The organism is Clostridium acidisoli DSM 12555, assembly GCF_900176305.1.
Classification (GTDB): domain Bacteria; phylum Bacillota; class Clostridia; order Clostridiales; family Clostridiaceae; genus Clostridium_I; species Clostridium_I acidisoli.
In genome coordinates this window covers 624437-645852 of record NZ_FWXH01000002.1, presented here as the reverse complement: position 1 = coordinate 645852, position 21416 = coordinate 624437, and the positions used below count along the sequence as shown (strand labels likewise).

22 protein-coding genes and 3 pseudogenes are annotated in these 21416 nt (G+C 32.2%); 23 read left to right on the top strand and 2 right to left on the bottom strand.

What is annotated here, in order from left to right; translation table 11 throughout:
• Window positions 1-40: 40 nt before the first annotated feature.
• From tnpA to B8978_RS03175, 10 genes are all read left to right on the top strand, one after another.
• On the top strand, window positions 41-259 hold the full coding sequence (gene tnpA, locus B8978_RS20480) for an IS200/IS605 family transposase (RefSeq protein ID WP_423236705.1): 219 nt from the start codon (window positions 41-43) through the stop codon (window positions 257-259).
• Between the two features lie 406 nt (window positions 260-665).
• Window positions 666-839 carry a helix-turn-helix transcriptional regulator gene (locus tag B8978_RS19695; RefSeq protein WP_176212590.1) on the top strand — a complete coding sequence of 58 codons (174 nt, stop codon included), beginning with the start codon at window positions 666-668 and terminating at the stop codon, window positions 837-839.
• Window positions 840-1024: 185 nt separating this feature from the next.
• Window positions 1025-1843 carry a helix-turn-helix transcriptional regulator gene (locus B8978_RS03210; protein WP_242950466.1) on the top strand — a complete coding sequence of 273 codons (819 nt, stop codon included), beginning with the start codon at window positions 1025-1027 and terminating at the stop codon, window positions 1841-1843.
• A 270-nt stretch (window positions 1844-2113) separates the two neighbouring features.
• Window positions 2114-2959, top strand: a complete 846-nt coding sequence (locus B8978_RS03205) for a hypothetical protein (RefSeq protein ID WP_084113836.1) — start codon at window positions 2114-2116, stop codon at window positions 2957-2959.
• Window positions 2956-4317, top strand: coding sequence for a hypothetical protein (locus tag B8978_RS03200; RefSeq protein ID WP_084113835.1), 1362 nt, complete (start codon window positions 2956-2958; stop codon window positions 4315-4317). Before B8978_RS03205 ends, B8978_RS03200 begins: the two co-directional genes overlap by 4 nt.
• A 17-nt stretch (window positions 4318-4334) precedes the next feature.
• Window positions 4335-4727, top strand: coding sequence for a hypothetical protein (locus tag B8978_RS03195; protein WP_084113834.1), 393 nt, complete (start codon window positions 4335-4337; stop codon window positions 4725-4727).
• 22 nt (window positions 4728-4749) lie between these two features.
• A complete protein-coding gene (locus B8978_RS03190) occupies window positions 4750-6051 on the top strand; it encodes a DUF262 domain-containing protein (RefSeq protein ID WP_084113833.1) in 1302 nt (433 codons plus the stop codon).
• A 3-nt stretch (window positions 6052-6054) separates the two neighbouring features.
• Complete coding sequence (locus tag B8978_RS03185; RefSeq protein WP_084113832.1) at window positions 6055-7839, top strand: DUF262 domain-containing protein; 1785 nt, start codon at window positions 6055-6057, stop codon at window positions 7837-7839.
• A gap of 455 nt (window positions 7840-8294) precedes the next feature.
• Window positions 8295-8783, top strand: coding sequence for a hypothetical protein (locus B8978_RS03180; protein ID WP_084113831.1), 489 nt, complete (start codon window positions 8295-8297; stop codon window positions 8781-8783).
• Window positions 8784-8895: 112 nt separating this feature from the next.
• Complete coding sequence (locus B8978_RS03175) at window positions 8896-10632, top strand: serine hydrolase (protein WP_084113830.1); 1737 nt, start codon at window positions 8896-8898, stop codon at window positions 10630-10632.
• Between the two features lie 816 nt (window positions 10633-11448).
• Here the strand turns inward: B8978_RS03175 and B8978_RS20345 are convergent.
• Window positions 11449-11580 carry a transposase gene (locus B8978_RS20345; protein ID WP_139795956.1) on the bottom strand — a complete coding sequence of 44 codons (132 nt, stop codon included), beginning with the start codon at window positions 11578-11580 and terminating at the stop codon, window positions 11449-11451.
• Between the two features lie 153 nt (window positions 11581-11733).
• On the opposite strand from B8978_RS20345, the gene B8978_RS03165 reads away from it, so the two are divergent.
• The 4 genes and pseudogenes from B8978_RS03165 to B8978_RS03155 all read left to right on the top strand — a co-directional run bounded on the left by B8978_RS03165 (window position 11734) and on the right by B8978_RS03155 (window position 13685).
• Window positions 11734-12369, top strand: a complete 636-nt coding sequence (locus B8978_RS03165; RefSeq protein ID WP_084113829.1) for a TetR/AcrR family transcriptional regulator — start codon at window positions 11734-11736, stop codon at window positions 12367-12369.
• 109 nt (window positions 12370-12478) lie between these two features.
• Window positions 12479-13168, top strand: a complete 690-nt coding sequence (locus B8978_RS03160) for a M23 family metallopeptidase (protein WP_084113828.1) — start codon at window positions 12479-12481, stop codon at window positions 13166-13168.
• Between the two features lie 19 nt (window positions 13169-13187).
• Window positions 13188-13262: pseudogene (locus B8978_RS20575) on the top strand (cysteine-rich KTR domain-containing protein); the annotation flags it as partial.
• Between the two features lie 144 nt (window positions 13263-13406).
• On the top strand, window positions 13407-13685 hold the full coding sequence (locus B8978_RS03155) for a hypothetical protein (protein ID WP_341435432.1): 279 nt from the start codon (window positions 13407-13409) through the stop codon (window positions 13683-13685).
• On the opposite strand, the pseudogene B8978_RS03150 reads toward B8978_RS03155, so the two are convergent.
• A pseudogene (locus B8978_RS03150) lies at window positions 13637-13792 on the bottom strand (tyrosine-type recombinase/integrase); the annotation flags it as partial. The gene B8978_RS03155 and the pseudogene B8978_RS03150 overlap by 49 nt on opposite strands.
• Before the next feature lie 170 nt (window positions 13793-13962).
• Between B8978_RS03150 and B8978_RS03145 the strand changes: the two are divergent.
• The 9 genes and pseudogenes from B8978_RS03145 to B8978_RS03110 all read left to right on the top strand — a co-directional run bounded on the left by B8978_RS03145 (window position 13963) and on the right by B8978_RS03110 (window position 21136).
• Window positions 13963-14598, top strand: coding sequence for an MBL fold metallo-hydrolase (locus tag B8978_RS03145; RefSeq protein WP_084113827.1), 636 nt, complete (start codon window positions 13963-13965; stop codon window positions 14596-14598).
• 66 nt (window positions 14599-14664) lie between these two features.
• A complete protein-coding gene (locus tag B8978_RS03140; RefSeq protein ID WP_084113826.1) occupies window positions 14665-15171 on the top strand; it encodes a GNAT family N-acetyltransferase in 507 nt (168 codons plus the stop codon).
• Window positions 15172-15460: 289 nt separating this feature from the next.
• Complete coding sequence (locus B8978_RS03135) at window positions 15461-16738, top strand: B12-binding domain-containing radical SAM protein (protein ID WP_242950465.1); 1278 nt, start codon at window positions 15461-15463, stop codon at window positions 16736-16738.
• A 113-nt stretch (window positions 16739-16851) separates the two neighbouring features.
• On the top strand, window positions 16852-17586 hold the full coding sequence (locus B8978_RS20160) for an alpha/beta fold hydrolase (protein WP_139795955.1): 735 nt from the start codon (window positions 16852-16854) through the stop codon (window positions 17584-17586).
• A 59-nt stretch (window positions 17587-17645) separates the two neighbouring features.
• Window positions 17646-17831: pseudogene (locus B8978_RS20340) on the top strand (helix-turn-helix transcriptional regulator); the annotation flags it as partial.
• Between the two features lie 78 nt (window positions 17832-17909).
• Window positions 17910-18320, top strand: coding sequence for a GyrI-like domain-containing protein (locus tag B8978_RS20150; protein ID WP_242950464.1), 411 nt, complete (start codon window positions 17910-17912; stop codon window positions 18318-18320).
• Between the two features lie 415 nt (window positions 18321-18735).
• Window positions 18736-19587, top strand: coding sequence for a CPBP family intramembrane glutamic endopeptidase (locus tag B8978_RS03120; protein WP_084113823.1), 852 nt, complete (start codon window positions 18736-18738; stop codon window positions 19585-19587).
• Window positions 19588-19876: 289 nt separating this feature from the next.
• The gene (locus B8978_RS03115) at window positions 19877-20341 is read left to right on the top strand and encodes a cupin domain-containing protein (RefSeq protein WP_084113822.1); all 465 of its coding nucleotides are present in this window, start codon (window positions 19877-19879) and stop codon (window positions 20339-20341) included.
• A gap of 57 nt (window positions 20342-20398) precedes the next feature.
• Window positions 20399-21136, top strand: a complete 738-nt coding sequence (locus B8978_RS03110) for a class I SAM-dependent methyltransferase (protein ID WP_084113821.1) — start codon at window positions 20399-20401, stop codon at window positions 21134-21136.
• Window positions 21137-21416: the final 280 nt, after the last annotated feature.

The following is a 21416-nucleotide window of genomic DNA, read 5'->3' as shown; positions in this document are numbered from 1 at the left end:
AAACACCTGCTATGCAGGTGTGTTCAGAAAAGCTTAAGCGATGAGCAGAAAAAAACCTCATTTTGTTATAATAGAAGCAAACGCATGTGAAAATCACATACATATGCTTGTATCAATGCCACCAAAGATGAGTATATCAGGATTTGTAGGATTTCTTAAAGGGAAAAGTAGCTTAATGATATTTGAGAAGTTTGCAAATTTGAAATATAAGTATGGAAGCAAGCATTTTGGTGCCGAGGATTTTATGTTGATACAGTAGGACGGAATAAGAAGGCAATAGAAGAGTATATAAAAAATCAACAACAAGAAGATATAATCGCTGATCAAATAAGTAATAAGGAGTACATCGACCCTTTTAAGGGTGGCAAGTAACCATAAATGCGGCTGGTTATTGATGATTGTGATGAGCAGCTATCGAGAAGATTAATTGGTAAGGTTACGGTGTATTATGAGAAGTCCAGGGTAGAATTCAAGTCTGGGGTGGAAGTTGAGGTGGGGATGTAAAGAATTATTTTAATCACCAACTTGGAGAAAATGTTCTCAGGTTGGTGATTTTTTGCGTTTTGAAGTCGTTATTTTTAACAGCTTGTCTATATAAATTGTAAAATGTAAAAAATTATGATATATTTATATGGTAAAATTTTCACAAAATAGGTGAGTGTGCTTTGGAAAACAATAATTTAGAGTTAGTGAGAGAAAAAGTTACAGCAAATATGGAAGATAATTTAGCAATGCTTAGAGCAAAGTTAGGCTTAACACAAGTACAATTATCTAATTTAATTGGTGTTTCAAGACACACTATAATGCAAGTAGAAAATAAGAAAGCTAAGTTGTTTTGAAATATTTTTTTAAGCTTGTTATTGGTATTTATCAAAAAGCCTGAAACGGATAAACTTCTTAATATACTTGAGATATATACAGATGAATTAGATTGTGAATTGAAATTAAAATAAGAATTTTTTTAGAACCCCATTATGTGTCCATCTTCATATGTATAATAATATAAGGAGCTGGAGGCGATGAGTTGTATTTAAGTATAGATTATCGTGGAAATAAAGGATTTAGATTACTGAGTATCTATGAAAGATTAAATAAAGGTGAATTACTCATAAAAGATAAAATGGCAATTGAATTTAATGTTTCAGAAAAAACCATTCAGCGTGACATTGATGACTTGAGAGCATATCTTTCTGAAACACATTTTTCAGAAACAGAAGTTTTCATAAAATACGATAAATCAAAAGGTGGATATTATCTTGTCCGTTTTGAACGTGAATGGCTCACTAACGAAGAAGTACTCGCGCTTTGCAAAATTCTTTTAGAAAGTCGTGCTTTCCAAAAGGAAGAACTGAATGGGATTATTGAAAAATTAATGTCCCAAGTTGTTCCGAATGATAGAAAAACCGTAAATGATATTGTAAAAAATGAGTTATTTCAATACATACCTGTTAAACATAATAAAAAACTGTTGTCACCTATATGGGAGTTGTCACAATTTATATGCAAGCAAGAAATCATTACTTTTGCTTATACACGGCAAGATGGAATAGCGAAAAGCCGAACTGTGAAACCTGTGTCTATAATATTTTCAGAATTCTATTTCTATCTCATCGGCTTTATGGCAGATGATAGTAAAGATTTTCCTACCATATTTCGAATAAATAGAATAGCAAATTTGATAGGAACAAAACAGAATTTTAATATTCCATATAAGGACAAGTTTAATGATGGAGAGTTTAGAAAAAGAGTGCAGTTTATGTACTCTGGGGAACTAAGAAGAATAATGTTTGAATTTAAGGGCCCTTCAATAGAAGCGGTTCTCGACAGACTACCAACAGCATAGATTATTGGAGAGAAAAGCGGTGTGTATACTATTTGTACAGAATCTTATGGTAATGGCATAAATATGTGGCTAAAGAGCCAAGGGGATTATATTCAGCTGCTTTAATAAAGGGAAATTGTCTATATATTATTAATCATATTATTTGAAAAAATTTCATATGGCATAAATCATTGGTTCATAACTGATGTTACAAGTAGATGTACATGACAGTTTAACAAAACTTATAATTTAGTGGAAATAAAAGTGAAGAAAATAAAGGGGGTATAAGTCATGCTAAATGCAGGCTACAAAAAGGAAGCTTTAGCTGTGTTAGACAGAGCAAATAAGGAATATCAAAATACATATGAAACAACTATAAAGAATATTTCGGATTTACATCAAAAGAGGTTAGAGGCCGTAAAAACATTGAAAGGCGTGGAAGCTTATATTCAAAACCTTGCTAATAAACCAAAGGAATATGAAAAGATTGTTAGTGAGATTGTGGTGAGAAGAAATAAATTTGAGTCTGATTTAAAAATGCTAGAACTGGAAAGTAAAAAGGCTGACAAAGTAAGTGGTGGTGTGGCAGGCGCAGGAGTTATGGCAGGTGCAGGAGTAGCAGCATTTGGACCAACAGCCGCAATGGCTGTAGCTATGACTTTTGGTACAGCTTCCACTGGAACAGCCATCGCAACATTATCAGGTGCAGCTGCAACAAATGCTGCTTTAGCATGGCTTGGTGGAGGAGCTTTGCTTGCAGGTGGTGGTGGTATGGCTGCTGGAGAGACACTTCTTACATTGGCAGGTCCTGTAGGATGGGCTATTGGAGGAGTAGCGTTAGTAGGAGGAGGCATTCTTGCTAATAGTAAGAATAAGAAAATTGCAGAAAAAGCTGAATCAAGCACAAGAGCAGTAAAAAGGGAAACCGAACGTATAAAAGAAGTAGATGTTAAAGTAGTGTTACTTCGAAAAACGACTGTCTCTTTAAATAGAGAAATCGTTCAGTTAATTACTGCAATGTTACAGTCAGGTTTAAATGATTATAAACTGTTTACAGAAGATAACAAAAATAATCTTAGGAAGATGATGAATTCTGCTGAAGCGTTATCTAAAAAGCTCGGAGAGACTGTTTCATGATAGATGAAAATGGATATACACCAGCCGAAGTAAAAAAAGAAGAATGGGCACATGCAAAATGTGATAAGTATGATTATATGATAGCTGCTTTTTGTGGTGCAGCAGCAGGGTTGATAGATATTTTATTTGTTGGTGCTCCAGGAATGAGCAAATTTGGGAAACTTACAGACACAGCAGCAGATGAACTAGTGAAAAAAGCAGCAAAGCTTACAGGTTGGAAGCCAAGACCTGGAAATGAAAATAATATAGCTTCAGCAATTGGTTTTTTTGAGAGAAATTATGGTGTTAATTATGATCAGAAAAGCACTAGCGAAGTTGATGGGTTGTTCAATATGGCGGCAAAGAATCATCATTTTAAGTCTTTATCTCATTCTCCGGATCCAATTGGATTATTTTTTTCAATATTAGACCAATTTATGAACACATCAAGTTTTTTGAGCGATGGTCAATTAATTCGAATTGATACATCAGATGTGGAATCACCACTTAAAGGTGGTAATTTTGTAGCAAAATTATTTTCTGGATTTTGTAACTGGCTGGGGCACATTATGTCAGATATGGCGGGAAGTTCTGGTAATAGGGGTTCCGGCAGTACTGGACGTGGAACGGGTGTTTCTATTCCTTTTATGGAATTATTTCAGTTATGTGATTTTGGTAAACTGCAAGTTGGTAATGACAAACAAACTCTTGCTGTAGTAATGACACGTGTATTTCAAGAAGGATATGACTTAAGATTCGGTGCGGCTATGGCAATACCTGTTCTAATTGAAGAATTGATGATTAGAGCAATATGGGTTATCCGTCAAAGATTTTATGAAAAAAAAGACTGGGTGGAATGTGCTCCAACTAAACAACATGCTGATTTACGTATTATGCTTATTGTAGGAAATGGTACATTGTGTTTAATTGATGGTACAGACGCTGCGGTACATGGATTGATTGAAGGTGGAAATGTGATGACATTTATTCTCCACTTAAATTATGTGGCATGGGTAAGATTAATAATGCTAGTTTTACGGGAATTACGCTTTAGACTTGGTCCAGTTATTTTAGAAGTACTTAGAAAATTTGAAGAAAGGATACTATACCATGTTACACCGAAAGAAAGAGAAGTAATACAGCGATTTTATGATCGAATGCAACAATTAGATGTTTCTCTTGAAATACTGCTTCGAGAATTTACAATACAGATTGAGCAAGAATACCAGTTGATTTATCATGAAATTCAAGAAACTTTTTCAAGTGAAAATTCATACACAATACAAGCAGAACATTCAATTGCACTTGCAAAGGCATGTGGAGTTGATGATTCTAAAATTATGAAAAGTAATAAAGACTTAGATGATTTTTTTAATTAGTAGGAGGAGAATGTAAGATGTTTTTAAATTTATTTAATCAAGAAGAAAAAGAGAATTTTTTAGAATTGGTATATAAGATAGCAAATCTAGATGGGAATTATGATGAAGATGAGAAGGAACTTATAAACAACTATAAAATTGAACTTAGTATATCAGATATACCAGATACAACAAATATTGAAACATTAATTAAGTTTTTTTCAGAGAAGTCAGAGCAGATTCAAAAGATAGTTTGGTTTGAATTATATGCTGTAATTATGGCTGACGATGTTGTTGCAGTAGAAGAAACTAAAATTATAAATTTGGTAAAAAATTATTTTACTATTTCAGAAGATAGCATATCAAATATTCAAGATTTAGCAAAAGATTTAAAAAAGGTGTATGAAAGAATATACAATTATATTTTTTAAATGCAACATGAGGAGATAAACAATGGCACTAATTCAAGATGAATTAAAAATAACCAAATTAAAAGACTTACTTAATATAAATTTAGCACTGCCATCATATCAACGACCATATAGTTGGAGTGTGAAGTCAAGCAATACCTTATTTATTGATACATATGAAGCGCTTAAGGATGGAATCAACGAATATCGCCTTGGATCGATAATCTTACACAAAGAACGTTCTGGAAAATATAATATTGTTGATGGGCAACAAAGGCTTACTACATTATCAATTCTGCTTTATTGCTTAGGCGATGACAAACAAAGACTGTTGAAAGAAAAATACAGCAAACTATCGAATGATGTTATTGTCACAAATTTTCGAGTTCTTTCTAAAAGAGCTAACGAATTAACCGATGATGAATGTAAAAAATATAAAGATTATCTTTTGAATAAATGCACCACGGTTCAAATTGTCACAGACAGTGAGCAAGATGCATTTCAGTTCTTCGATTCACAAAATTCTCGTGGAAAAGAGTTAGCACCACATGATTTGTTGAAATCATACCATTTGCGAGAAATAAATAGTGAAGATGAAAACCAGAAAGTTAAAATTATAAATAGATGGGAAAACATGAACCAAGACGATTTAGACGATTTATTTAGAAACTATTTGTACCCACTGACTCAATGGTATAAAGGAAAAGAAGGTTTAGGTTATTCTTCAAGTAAAATTGATTCTTTCAAAGGAATTAAAGGAGCAAATATCTACAATTATGCAATTTATCATAAAGCTAGTAATCTGTATGTAGAACAATTCAATGCTAATGGTAGTAATGAATTGCTTGCCTCAAAATTTTTGAATCAATTCCAATTGACACAACCCTTGATAGCCGGGAAACGATTCTTTAATTACACGCTTCATTACGGAAAATTATTAGAAAAAATACAAAAACAAATTAACCGATTTCATGACCATGAGCAAGTTCCAAGCAAGCGTTCTGGCGATGTTTACATTATGCAGCTGTATGAATGTTCGTTATTATTCTTTGCCGATAGGTTTGGACTTGAGAGTTTAACCAAATCAGTGATGCAGCAACTTTATTCATGGAGTTATTCATTGCGATTGGCAATGAATGCGGTGTATCCGCAGACCATCAATAAATATGCAAAAGGTCAGCATGAGCGAGCAAACTATGGAATCGATATGTTTTCTGCAATCAGCGAAATGACTGATCCAGAAGGATTGAAGTTACTTGTGCTTACACAGCCAGACATTTATGATAATAATAAAGAAAAATACAAAGCAGTATATAAATTGCTTTGTGAATGGAATGGGTGGTAGAAGATGACTGAAGAATTAAAAATCATACCGGTATCAGATGTTTTTGCCAATATCAATTATCTAGTGCCGATTTATCAACGTAATTATGCATGGGGTGAAACACAAATAGAACAATTGATTGAAGATATTGAAAGCTCTATTGACGGTTTTAATAAAAACTATTTTTTAGGGAATTTGATTGTTAATCAAACGGATAACAATGTTTACGAAGTGATTGATGGGCAGCAGCGATTAACGACTTTATATCTTCTTGAAAAGTACTTAGGAATTGTATTTGCGAAAGAAGCGTTGCGATTTGAGGCACGTGAAAAATCAAATCGTACACTTTCTTATGTCAGCGATAGTAGTAATCAAGAATTAATTGAAGAATTATCATCACCCGAAATCTTGAATGGTTTTCAAATCGTTGATAACTACTTCAAGAATAAAAATATCGACAAAAGCAGATTTGCTCAAAAGTTGAAACGGGTTTTTCTTATTCGAGTACAAGTCCCGCAGAATATTGATTTAAACCATTACTTTGAAATTATGAATACCCGTGGAGAACAATTGGAACTTCATGAAATCGCTAAAGCAAAGTTGTTAGAAGTGCTTAAAAGTGATCACGACAAAGATGTAGCAGCGTTGATTTGGGAAAAATGTTCTGATATGAATTCATATGTTCAGATGAATTTTAATGTGGATGTGCGAAGAAACATCTTTACTGAGAACTGGAGTAGTCTAAATCAATCAATTAAGAATTTTGATTCTATAAAAAGTAAAATCTCTGCAGAAAATAAATCAATAGATAAGAATTTTTTAATTGATATTTTGAAAGAAAATAAAATGATTAATGTGTCAAACACGCAATCTGAAGATGAGAATGAGCGTTTTGAATCAACTATTTCATTTCCAAACTTCTTATTGCAAGTCAATGCGGTCATGAGAAAACTTGGAGAAGAAGATGCAAGCCTTGATGATAAACACTTCCTTAATAATTTATCTTGGGCATGGTCAACAGCTGAAAAGGCAAAAGATTTCTTGTTCCATCTATTGAAGTGTCGAGTGCTATTTGACAAGTATGTGTTAAAACGTGAGTTTGCTAGAGATTACAAAGAAACGGGTAAATGGTCACTGCAACGTTTAGAAAAATATCGTGATAACAAGAAAAATAATGATAAACCTAAATACGTTGGTACATTGGGTGATGAAGGTAATGATAATAAGAAGCTAAGAACTCTTCAATCTTGTTTGCGTATTACTTATACATCACCAAAAACTATGCACTGGATTACAGTTATTTTATCTAACTTGTTAGAGAACGAGGCAACTGATATTATTGCTATGTTAGAAAACTATTGTAAGAAGAAGGTTGTTGATTCCGATTACCAAAACAGGAATGGTTTTGGATTTGAACGAATTGTATTTTCATATCTTGATTATTTAATTTATCGAGATGGCTATTCATATGATGGGAAGGAAATAATATCACCAATGCAAGAAGATTGGCAATTCCAGTTTAGAAGTTCCATCGAGCATTTCCATCCGCAACATCCAGTCGAAGGAGAAAGTTGGGAGCAAGATGACTTAAATGGATTCGGTAATCTAGCATTAATAACGGTTTCTGGGAACTCTAAGTTTTCTAACTTGCCGCCTGCTGGAAAAATTAATTCATATCCAAGTATCATCAATCAAAGTCTGAAATTAAAAATAATGGAGAAAATGACAAGACTCGGTGATGGTAAATGGACAGAAGAAAAGGCAAATAGACATAAAGATGAAATGTTCACCATTTTGAAAAATAAATGATAGAAAGATATTTTTAAAATTAATACACTAAGAAGAATGTCTTTCACCGGAAAAGTAGTAAATGGTGTTGATATATTCCCGAAAACCGAGAAAGTTAAAAAAGTACTATCGACTTATTCCCATGAACGGAGAAATTAAAAATATATAAAAAATAAAGCTTTCATACACTCAAAATAGGTTGCGACATCAATCCAAGCCCTATTAGCCACGTGGAGACAGTGGTTCGACTACATCGGAAAGATATCTAAGAATCCTTGATTTTAGGCACTTTGAGAGGTTTTTTCAGTTTTCACAAAGTGACCAAAAGGGGAAGAAAAAATCAATTTCTTATGGAGTTAACGTATCAGTAGTTCTTGATAGGGTGTCCGGGAACACATAAAAATAGAGTTAACAATTTTACTATTTTTCATTATTCAACTAAATAAAAAAAGTCGTGAGACCGTTCATAAGAACTAGTGAGCAAATACTTTGCACATGAATCTAATCCATATGTAATAGGCTTGGATAATCAATGGTACAATGGTTTAGAACGAGTGAGAGATTTTTTTTATAGTTATAGTGATTCAGCGATTTCTTTAGATTTCGATAATGCTATAGCATGGAATTCGGGAGATGTACATTGGGTTACAATCACAGGAATGCTGAGGAAAGAGACGGCTGAGAGTGACATTGCAGATTGCACCATAGAAGAAATTAACACTTTATTTCAATCAAGCCTTACGCCTAGTGAGATATTATTCCTCGCATATAGGAGTGTTTCATACGCAATCAAGGAAAGCACTGCAGGAAAGAGTTATACATGGCCAATCAGGATAACTGCTATAATATTAGACAAGGACAGTGATTTTTATTTTCACAGCATTCACTTTTCTTTTCCTTTTTATTGGATAATAGAGGGAAAGATTTGTGATAATTTATGCATAAACATGAGGAGAATAAATTAGATGTATAAAGCGAGTTAACTTGACAATAGCAATTCCTGTTGTGAACAGTCAAAATGTGATACAAAGCCAAGAGGTTCATTATTATAAATTAAGTGATATTGGAGGAATAAGTATGTTAAAGGGAAACAAAAAAGATGATCGAGTTGAGAACGGTCTTCGTACTGAATATTTTATTAAGGGTGACAGATTGAAATCAATAACTGAACTAATGAATGAAACCAACACCCCGGGTATGAGTGTAGCAGTAATTAATGATTATGAAATAATTTGGGCTAAGGGCTACGGGTTTGCAGATACAGAAAAGGGAATACTGGTGGATACAAATACCATTTTTCAAGCAGCATCTATTAGTAAACCACTTACAGCTCTAGCTGTAATGAAATTAGTTCAGGAAGGTATATTAGATTTGGATAAAGATATAAATACATATCTAAAGTCTTGGAAGTTGCCTGAGAGTGAGTTTACAGCCAAAAACAAAGTGACTTTGAGGAATCTACTGTCGCATACTGCGGGGGTTACAATACATGGTTTTCCAGGGTATAAGCCTGGTGATGAGGTTCCAACTTTGATTCAGGTACTTAATGGTGAAGCACCTGCTGTTACGGGAAAGGTTCGTGTGGATATGGAACCGGACACACAATTTAGATATTCAGGTGGAGGAATGGCTATAGTACAGCAAGTTTTGGTAGATCAGTTACAAAAAAGTTTTCAGGAAATCATGCGGGAATTAGTATTAGAACCCTTGAGTATGACAAATAGTTTTTACAGTAATTGTGATTTAAGTAACGAACAGTCTTATAACGCTGCCGCAGGCCACAATAGTGAAGGAGAGCAAATTCCGGAAAGAAGGTATGTTTATCCTGAGATGGCGGCTGCTGGATTATGGAGCACAGCAGAAGATTTAGCCAAGTTTTCTATAGAGGTGCAAAAGTCCTTAAGAGGCGACGGGAATAAGATTCTTAGTAAAGAGTTTATGGAGATTATGACTACTCCGGTTTTGCATGGTGAATGTAACATTGGATTGTTTAATGAAATAATATGCAGGGAATCTTTAGTAGGACACGACGGTGGAAATACTGGCTATGCTTGCAGTATGCAGTTTCACAAAGAAAAGGGTTTTGGTGTGATTATGATGACGAACTCCGATAGTGGATATAAGATGAAGATGCCTGTTATAAGAAGTGCTGCAGCAACTTATGGCTGGTATAATCTTTTACATCCAGAGTATCAAATAGTTTATTTGTCATTAGATGAAATTAAATTTTTCTGCGGTAACTACAAAATGGAGATTGACAAAACATTGAAAATTTTTCACCAAGATAATAGTTTATTTTATAAAACAATTTATGATGAACCAAAACAACTTGATTATGTCGGCAATAATATTTTTATTGATAGAAACCGAGAGGTTAAATTCGACTTTATAAAAGATTCAGATAAGTTATATATGAACGGAAACGAAATTGAACGGCTAAATGATGAGGAGAATCTTGCCAGTGATTATATAGTTGAGGGTAATTTAGACCAAGCAGTAAGATGCTACCAGGAACTTATGGCTAGGGATTGTAAGATGAAAAACTTACTAGAGAATAGTTTAAATGACACAGGATATGATTTCCTTTGGAAGAAAGATTATAGTACGGCAAGTGCTTTCTTAAAGGTCGGAACAATTCTTTTTCCTCAATCAGCAAATGCATGGGATAGTTTGGGAGAGGCCTATTTTGAGGGCGAACAGTATGAGCTATGTATAGAAGCAATGGAAAAATCGCTAGAGTGCGCTCCAGATAATCAGCAGAATGCTGTAAACTTTATAAAGGATTCAAAGCAGCATTTAAAGGAGAAGGTATAGCATGAAGGAAGACAGACGGGGCCTATAAAGCACTTTAATTCTCAGTTAGGGTGAAAGAGAGCTATATTCGTTCATAAGTAATCCACCTAAACTTTTTCTCAACCAATAGAGGGCTCAAATCAAATAAAAATTAGTGACAATATGTACTTAAATATTGGGAAATTCAATTATATTGATTTTTCTTATACCATTATAAATAACAGGCAGTACTTGAATATCGAGGCGTCTATAAAACATTATTTCAGGTGATATTTTTGTATGTAAAAGTTATAACGCATTTCAATAAAATTATCTACGAACCAGCTGGTCAGTAAGCTGCAATCACAAAAGATTGTAGCTTTTTTACGCCCATTTTAATCTTTGGAATTAATATACTCTGAAGGAAATCGTTGTTAGTTGTAGAATAATGGTAAGCGTAAAAAATTAAGTACCTAGATAATATGTCCTCCTATTGATAAAATCAAGACAAAATATTAGTAAGCGTCAAATAAACCAGTGCAAAGAAAAAGCCGAAAGGCAATCGATGATGATCACTTTTCGGCTTTATTGCAGAATGCCCGTACATCTGAATTCCAAGGCAAAAAGTCTTCGAGAAATTCCGGCTCTTCATCAAAACATACACCAGGAAGGTATTTAAAAATATTAAGTTTGGGGGATTTTTTGGCTTTACAAGTGAAGGTGATAAAATCCGTAATAAACAGTTAAAAAAATATATTAAAGTTTCTGTGGTTATTGATATGGAGTGTGGGAACACAAAAGAATAGATTTAGAAAAAATATATATTGTGAAAAATATTATCGAAAATCACTTGCTATTTTATGAGAAAAAGCAAGTGATTTTTTTATGGATTTCATATTTTTCTGATAAGCTTTTTATAGTTCGTCCTTCTTCAAGATGAAGGCGTATAATTTTTGTCTTAAAATTTTCTTCATAAGTTTTCTTTTTCATAATCATTACTCTCCTCTTAATAGATATTATTATAATCTATTAGGTTTGAGCTGTTACAACTTTATTATACCATTGCACTATTGACCTTTTAGGTAAATGTTGGTATGATATTATTAACCTAAAAGGTAAATATTTTTGTGCAAAGGAGTAGGCATGATAACAAAATTATTAAATTTAGACCCTCAACGAAGGGACGCTGTTCTAAATGCAGCATTAAAAGAATTTTCATTACAGGGCTATGACAAGGCTTCAACAAATGTAATAGCAAAAGAAGCGGGAATTTCTAAAGCCCTTATGTTTCATTATGTAAGTAGCAAACAGGAGCTTTTCCTTATTGTGTATGATTACTTTTCCGACCTAATGAAAAAGGAATACTTTGAATTGATGAATTACGATGAAAAGGATATTTTTGATAGATTACGACAATCATATCTTTTACAAATTAAGCTGTTTGAAAAATATCCTTGGATTTCAAAGTTTAGTAAACTCGCACGTGTTACTAATTCCGCCGAAATTAATAAGGAGCTTGAAAATAGAACACGCGAAGAAGACTTAAACTGCTATCCTAAACTATTTGATAAAGTAGATGAGAGTAAATTTAGAAATGGACTAGATATTGAAAAATGCAAGCAAATTATATTTTGGTCTAATATTGGATTTACTAATCAACTATTAGAGGACATTCGTAATGGTGATATAAGTGCCTTGAACAGCGAAGTTATTATAAAAAAAATAGATGAATATTTTGATGAACTTAGAAAAGTATTCTATATTTCACTAAATGATTAGGGGAATGAAATCTGTGTGTTGTAAACGGAATATACGCATACTTGGCGTTGCACTTATAGCACTAATTATTTTTAATATTGGTAAACAACGGATTTATAGGAGGAATATAATGATTGAAATGCGTGAGCCAATAATTGTAGAGTTTCCTTTGCGAGGGGAATGGCTTTCACCTAATACTCCAGGAACAAAAATTCCGAGTCACGGCACGAACAAATTAGGTACAAGATATGCTTATGATTTTATACAGGTAGATTGGGAAAGAAAGGGATTACCCGCTTATCGAGTTAGCTTCTTGCAATATCTTATTTTTGGGGTTCCAGTGAATGAATATTATTGTTGGGGGAAAGAAATATATGCACCTTGTGACGGAACCATTGTGAAGGCAGAGGACGGTTATAAAGAACGAACACGGACGAAGCTACTATCAGATATGTCAAATGCTTATAAAAATGCTCATTATTTTGACCCTAAAAAAGACGACGAACAATCTGTCGCAGGCAACTACGTTATTATAGAAAGTAGCAAAAATCTATATGCTGCCTTATGTCATCTTCAAAAAGGGTCTATTCAAGTTTCAGTTGGTCAGAATGTGAAAAAAGGTGAAGTTATTGGCAGAATAGGAGATTCAGGAAATTCTCTTGCTCCACATTTACATTTTCAGCTTATGGATAGTAGTGATATATCAACGGCAAAAGGGTTACCTTGTGCTTTTGAAGAATATGAACTATTCAAAAATAGTGCATGGGTAAAAGTAAGGAATGGTATACCCAAATATAAAGATAGAATAAGATTTCAATAATTTAACCTCAAAATAGCAGGAAACGATAATTAACATTCAACAATTTAATATGTCAGTTATCAAAGAGCCAGACGCTAAGACGCAGAGCCGATAACCTATGATTCCTTTTCCTGACATTGTGGCAGCAAAACCATTAACCAGATTGTGAAGCATTACAGCGGCTATTAAGCAACTTTCCAAACTGGATAAGGAAATAGAATCAATTGAGAGAAAGAAAAGTAAGTTGGTGGATATGCGGTTGGAAGATACCCTTGACAAGGGCTCCTATGAATCAAAATATTCTTCTTTTACAGAGAAGCAGGGACAATTATTAAAAGACCGAGAGAAATTACAGGAAACGGCTGCAAATGAAAAGGGTATAAAACGACGTTTACGAGATTTTAAGAAGACTTTGGAGCATAATGAGGTTTTATCCGAATTTGACCGCTATGTTTTTGAAAGTATTGTTGAAAAAGTTATTGTAGGCGGTTATGATGAAGATGGAAACAAAGACCCAGCCCAACTTACATGTGAATAGGTGTCCATTGTAGTGGCTAACTTACTGTGTCCGAGACGAGTTTGAATATCTTTAGGTTCTGCACCTGACTCTAAAAGCATAGTTGCATGTGTATGTCTTAATGAATATATGGACAAGGTGATATTGGAGTAATGATAAATGGAGAACTTTATAATAAAATTCAAAATAATAGTAAATTAACCAGTAATAATATGGTATAATTTTTATAAAATTTAAGTCTTATAGTAAATAATTGTGAGCGATAAATAGTAATTTATAAGGAGGGTTCTATGTAAATATGAGTGATATTATTAGAATTCCATGTGGAAATGTAAATGCCTTTTTGATTAAAGAAGGAGACAGTGCAGTTCTTGTTGATACTGGACTAGCAGGATATGCAGAAAAAATCTATGATGTTTGTAAAGATAGCCAAGTAAAATGTATTATACTGACACATGGACATATTGACCATATTCAAAACACAGCAGTTTTGTCTAAACGACTAAATGTTCCAATTGCTATTGGAATTGGTGATGAAGATTTAGTTGATGATAACACATTACAATCCATGTATGGAAGAGGTGCAATTGGTAAAATATTGTGCTATTTCTCTCAAAAATCAATTAAAAGTAATCCTATAGAAAAATTTAAACCTACTATATTTTTAAAAGATGGAGATTCTTTAGAATGCTTTGGGATTAAAGGGAAAATACTTGGACTTCCAGGACACACTAAAGGCTCAATAGGTATTGATGTTGAAGAAAGAGATTTGATTGTTGGAGATTCCTTAATGAATATGATAAAACCATCTATCTCATTGATTTATGAAAATAAAATGCAACTTGAACTTAGTGCAAGAAAGATTAGCGATTTGGGGAATAGATTTATTCATTTTGGGCATGGAAAACCGGTACAAAATAGAAAATGGGTTTAAAATGCAAATTTCAATAAATAAACTTGAAGTTACTTTTGAAATTATAAATGAATTGGAGAAATTATAATGAGTACAGAATTAATATTAAGAATAGCGACTATAGACGATTTAGACTATGTAGAAAAAATATTTAAAAATGCTATTGAAGTGATGGATAGCAATGGAATTAATCAATGGGATAACATATATCCAACCAAAGAAATTTTAAAAGAAGATATTTTAAAAGGTGAAATGTTTTTAGGAGTAGTTGATAATAAAATGGCATGTGCATTTGTTTTAAATAGTGATTATGATGAAGAATACATTAATGGAAATTGGAAATATAGAAATGAATCTTTTAGCATAGTTCATAGATTATGTGTTAATCCTGATTTCCAAAATCAAGGTATTGGTACTCAGAGTATGATACTAATTGAAAAAATGCTAAGAAAAGATGGGATAGAATCTATTAGATTAGATGCTTTTTCATTAAATCCAGCTGCTTTAAGATTGTATGAAAAAATTGGTTATGTAAGAGTAGGAGAGGCAAATTGGAGAAAGGGATTATTTTATTTATATGAAAAAAAGATATAGATAAGAGTGCATATATTGATAGATAATTAGTATGATACATAATATTCTTAATGTATATGTGGATTATTATCTAAGATATAAGCTATTTGGAGAAAAGAAACCTATAGGAATACTGCAAAATTATAAGGATTTAATTACAGAAAATTAAATTTGCGCTATAATTAAGTAAAATACAAGAATTTAAAAAATCTTAACAATACGGTACAATATTAAAATATGACATCGTAATACAATAATTGGTTTGGAAGTGTAAAATGTAACAGAGATAACTTTAGAAAGATAAGGTAAAATGATGAACTTACTGTTAATAACTGCATCTTCAGATGAGATAAGGAATATAAGAAAATCAAGAGTTATTGGATTTCAACAATGTACTATGCCATATTTAGCTGCTCTTACCCCACCAAACTGGAATATTGAGCATGTAGATGAAGAGGTTGAAAGAGTTAACTTTAATAAGCATTATGATCTTGTTGCTATAACATTTCATACCCCAAGTGCAAATCACGCCTACAATATTGCCACAAGGTTCAGAGAAAAAGGTGTTGTAGTGGCCATGGGAGGCCCTCATGTTACACTGATGCCTCAGGAAGCAGAGAAATATGCTGATGTAATCTTTGTTGGGGAATCAGAAATAACCTGGCCTCAATTTATATATGAGTTTGAAAAAAAGCAGTATAAAAGAAAATATATATGTACTTATCCGCCAGAATTAGACGGTATACCTATGTCAAGAAAAGATTTATTTCATAGAAAAGATCACTCTAATGGAATAATGTTTGCTACTCGTGGATGCCCAAATAAATGCGAGTTTTGCACTATTTCAGTAATGTATAAAAATAAACTGAGAAAGAGGCCTATAGAAGAAGCTGCAAGAGAATATGCTTCCTTCAAAGGTAAAGTGATAATATTTTGGGACGATAACATCTCTGCTGATTTAGAATATTCAAAGAAACTATTTAAAGCTATAGCACCATATAAAAAGTGGTGGAGCAGTCAAGCAAGTATAAATGCAGGTAAAGATGACGAGTTTCTTGAATTAGCAGCAAAAAGTGGATGTAAACAGCTTTTTCTTGGTATAGAATCAATATCCCAAAAGAGCTTAAATAGTGCTAACAAGTCCTTTAACAAAGTAGATGATTTTTATAAAGTGATTCATAAAATACACTCTTACGGCATTTCTGTACAAGCTGGTGTAGTGTTTGGTTTTGATCAGGATACTAAAAATATATTTAAAGATACCTTAGATTTTCTAGAAAATGCAGGAGTTCAGAATGCCACCTTTAATATATTGACTCCATACCCAGGAACGCCACTGTTTAATAGACTTGAAGCTGAAAACAGGATTCTAACCTATGATTGGAGCAAGTATAATTCTAGAAAAGATGTAGTCTACATTCCTAAAAATATGAGTTCGGAGGAACTACTAGAAGGTTTTATTTGGGCTAATAAACGCTTTTATTCCTTAAAAAGCATATCAAAAAGACTGTCAAAGTCTACAGCAGGGTTATATTGGACACTTCCTCTTAACTTGATGTATCATTATTATTTAAAGTTACATAAGTAATCGAAAATTATTGTTCATCAACAGAAAATAACTTGAATAAATCTTATATGAAGTGAAATATAATAATAAATTAGTTGATTGTCCTAATTAAGTGCAACAAGGAGGAAATTTAGATGGAAAGTTATTTTATTAATAATAGTTCTGTAAATATTCATGTTCTAGAGAATGGGGTTCCTTCCAGTAAGACTCCATCACTGCTTGTAATAGGAGGATTATGGGAACCTGCTGAGCGTGCAATTCCAATACTCTCAGGGCTTTCGAGCCATGTTGTTGCCCTGAGCTTACGTGGCCGTGGGTTAAGCTCGACTCCTGAAGTAGGCTATGATCTTTCGGATCATTTGTCGGATATTGAATCGGTTGTTAAACATTGCCAACTAAAAAATTATTGTGTACTTGGGTTTTCACGAGGTGCATCCTATGCACTTGGATGGAGTTTAAAGAATCAACAGAATATGAGCGGTCTGATTCTTGTTGATCAACCTCCAGTACACAGTAAGCAAAGTGAGGAATCTGTAGAATATTGGTCTAATCTCGTTTATCAAGGAGTTTCATTACTTAATTTCATGCGTCGTAAAGCAATCGAAGGGCTTGCAAGAGATGTAAACATGGTTGATTTTTCTTCCGACCTAACACAACTAAACTTACCAGTTGCTTTTTTTGTTGGTAGGAACGAAAAAGCTTCTATACCTTCTAATGTCTCGGATGAGACCTTAGAATTATATAAAAATACTATACACTCCTGTGAAATTATAGAATTTTTACAATCTGGGCACATGATTCCAGATGAAGAACAACAAAAGTACATATCAGAAATTGCCTCGTTTATCAAGAAAATAGAACGTAAGTAATTATTATAGGTTTCCTTAAGTTACTTAAAAAATATTATTAGAGACTTCGTTATTTTCATAGAACTTTTAGTTTAGTAACTGGTATTACAGCTAATGAATATATTAGGAACAGAAGATTATCCATAGCAGGACAGGAACTATCTATATCTGATGCAAAGGTAATTGATATTGCTTTAAAATATGGTTATGAGTCGCCTGAGAGTTTTACAAAAGCATTTACCAGATTCCATTGTATTACGCCAAATGTAGCAAGGCGTGCAGGTATTAAGTTAAAATCCTTCAATCGCCTTCTTATTAAAATAAAGTTGGAAGGTGGTACTGTTATGGACTACAGAATTGAAAAAAGAGAAACATTTAAATTACTTGCTAAGGTTGCAAAGTTTAGGAATGAATCAATTTCGGAAGATGGAAATGCGGGAATTTCAGATTTTTGGAAAAAATGTGGTGCTAATGGCATACTTGACGTGCTAAAACAAAACACTAATAAATATGATATTTATGGACCTTGTGCACCTATTTCAAAGGAAAGTACACATTTTGAATATGGTATTGGTATGGAATTTAATGGAGATAATATTCCGGATGGATATACCGTATGGGAAGTAAAACCTACTTTATGGGCTGTATTTAAATGTATTGGCGACAACGGAGATTGTATAGGGGAAACATGGGGAAAAATCTTTTCAGAGTTTCTACCAAGTTCAGAGTATTGTAATAAATGTCTAAATAATTAATGCACAATCTTCTTATATTGTGACACAATATAAATATAAGACATGCTAAAGAAGGAAGTTTTGTATTATGTTTCATGAGGTGAAACTTTATTAAAATTAGTAGGAACTGCAAAAGTTGTGGAAGTATAAAAATAATATATAGACAGAAGGATTTAGATTGATTTCTAAGTCCTTTTTTAATCCAACTTAGGAGGTGCACTGTGGAAAATGAAGTCTTAAAAATTGCAATGATAATACGAACAATGAACTTTGAAAATTGAATAATACGGTGAAAATATAGTATCAAAAGCATCATATAGTAGATGATTTTATGGATTTAATTTCATAATAATGATATAATTACAAGTAATTAAGTTACAATCGTGATTTAACACAAAATATATACATAAAGCAACAAAAAAGGGGCTGTTTTTAAGTGTATCGGAAATTTGCCAATTATATTAAAAAACATGAGATATTATCATTTATAGTTATGGTGTATATATGTAGTTGGGCTATATGGGGAATATTGTATAGTTCCTGTGATGGAATTATAAGTAAATCAATATATAAAGAGCATATTGTTGTGTTTGTTTCTTTAGGTAGTATTATGCCTAGTATTATTTCAATAGTTCTTACAGGATGTATATATAAAAAGAAAGGTTTAAAACAATTATTTATTAGACTAACAAAATGGAGATTTAATATTGTTTTTTATATATTTGTTTTAGGTTATTATCCATTAATATATTATAGTATTGTTTTAATTTATAATACGATGAATAATGGTTCCAAGATTAGATTTGGTGGGACACCTCATTGGATATTAGTTTCTGCAATATGGATATTGATTTTTGGAGGACCGTTAGGAGAAGAAATTGGATGGAGAGGATTTTTGCTTCCAAGGCTTCAGGGAAAATTCAGTCCTTTTATAGCTAGTTTAGTTATTGGTATTATATGGGCTTGTTGGCATTTACCTTTATTTTTTATAGTAGGGACAGTACAAAATGGCACATCATTCCCATTATTTGTATTATCAACTCTAAACTTAACATTACAAATTACATGGGTGTTTAACAGAACAAAAGGTAGTTTGATATTCCCTATTCTATTTCATACAGCTTCAAACACAGCAGCCGGTTTAATATATGGATTAGTAATGCCACTTAGTTTTTCATTTGTTTTGGTTTGTATTACAGTTCAATTAATAATTACAGTTTTTATTGTAATTGATATGATTAATAATAAATTGGACAAGGTAGTAGATACCAACAAATATCTTTTATAAGATTAGTTCATAATTTTCTTATAAAACGTCATAACTATAAAAACCGAACAATTATATCAAACACCGTATTATTCAATCAAGAATTTTACGGTGTTTTTACGTCGCATTTCAAAAAAAATAAGAATAAAAATTGTACCTTGAAAATTGAATAATACGGTGAAAATATAGTATCAAAAGCATCATATACGCTTATATTTTATGGAGTTAATTGGATATTAATGATATAATTACAATTAGTTGAGTTACAATCTTAAGTTATTACGTCTTAGTGTATTGAAAGGAGAGCTGTATGAATAACATATCTAACATTGATAATATTCCAAAGGAATATATGTATGACCCTGATTTTCAATCTAAACTGAAAACAATATTAATAGGTGATGCTATTGGATGCGAAAAGATTTACGTGAACATAGATTATGTAAAACCTGGTGCTGAAAGTACAAAGTATCATTCACATTCAGTACAAGAAGAATTCTTTCTAATATTAAGCGGGGAAGGGCTATTGAGAATAGACGGAGAAAAAATAATAATAAGGAAAGGCGATGTTATTTCGAAGCCTGCTGGTAAAGATATAACACATCAGTTTATAAATAATAGTTCGGAAATATTGCAGATACTTGATATAGGAACTCGTGAAAAAGATGATATTATTACTTATCCTGATGAAAATGTAATTTATATAAAAGATAAGAAATTGATTTTTAATATTAATAATAGTATTAAAGATTGGACATCAGAACCGAATGAATAATATTAATATAAAATGTTACAACTGCGAACTATAAATTATAGAAAGGTTGGTATGTCTATGATACAGGATAGTTCAACCATTTGCTGGAATAAGGCTGGAAAGGAATTGTGTGAAATCGTAGAAACAAATGATTTCAGAATGTATTTTATTATGCCATATACATTACAACAACTTGGTGATGTTTCTGACAAAGTAATATTAGATTTAGGATGTGGTGAGGGAGGATATTCAAGAGCCTTAGCACACAATGGAGCAAACGTTACATCAATTGATTGTGCTATTGATCCAATAAATTATGCGATAAAAAAGGCTAAAGAGGAAGGCTTGAAAATTGAACATTTTGTACGTAATAGTAATGATTTATATGATATTCAAGATAATATTTTTGATATTGTACTTTGCTCCATGATGTTAATGGATATTGAGGACATTGAAGGGACACTTAAAGAAATATATAGAGTAATAAAACCAAAAGGGAAGGTGTTTATTTCCATACTTCATCCTTGTTTTAAGCCAAAAGAAAGTAAATGGACAATTGAGGATGAAACTATAAAAGTAATAGTTGATGATTATTTTAATCCAACCGAATGGGTTGGAGAAATTAAAGGAATAAATGCAGCAATTATATATAGGCATAGAACACTATCAGATTATATTAAAGCATTTAATAAGATTGGTTTTAAATTGACTGATATGAATGAACCTTTGCCATCTGAAAAACAAATAAATTTGTCTCCAAGAATTAGTTGGTTATCAAAAGTCCCTATGTTTTTGTTTATGGAACTTGAAAAATAAGTTTTAATGTTTCGGTGAAACTATAGGCATAAGATGAACTTAAGTAATTCGTAATTTTCTTATAAAGCGTTACAACTATAAGAACTGACCAATTATTTAAAGTATCGTATTATTCAAAAATGAATTTTACTTTATATTAAAAATAAAATAGGACATGGAAATAATAAATTGGATAGAATTGTAGCAGAACCAAAGCTTATTTATGATTCTAAGAACCAGTCCAGAAAGGAGGCAATATTTACTTTGCTCAATGTTCAGATATGATATAATTACTATTAAT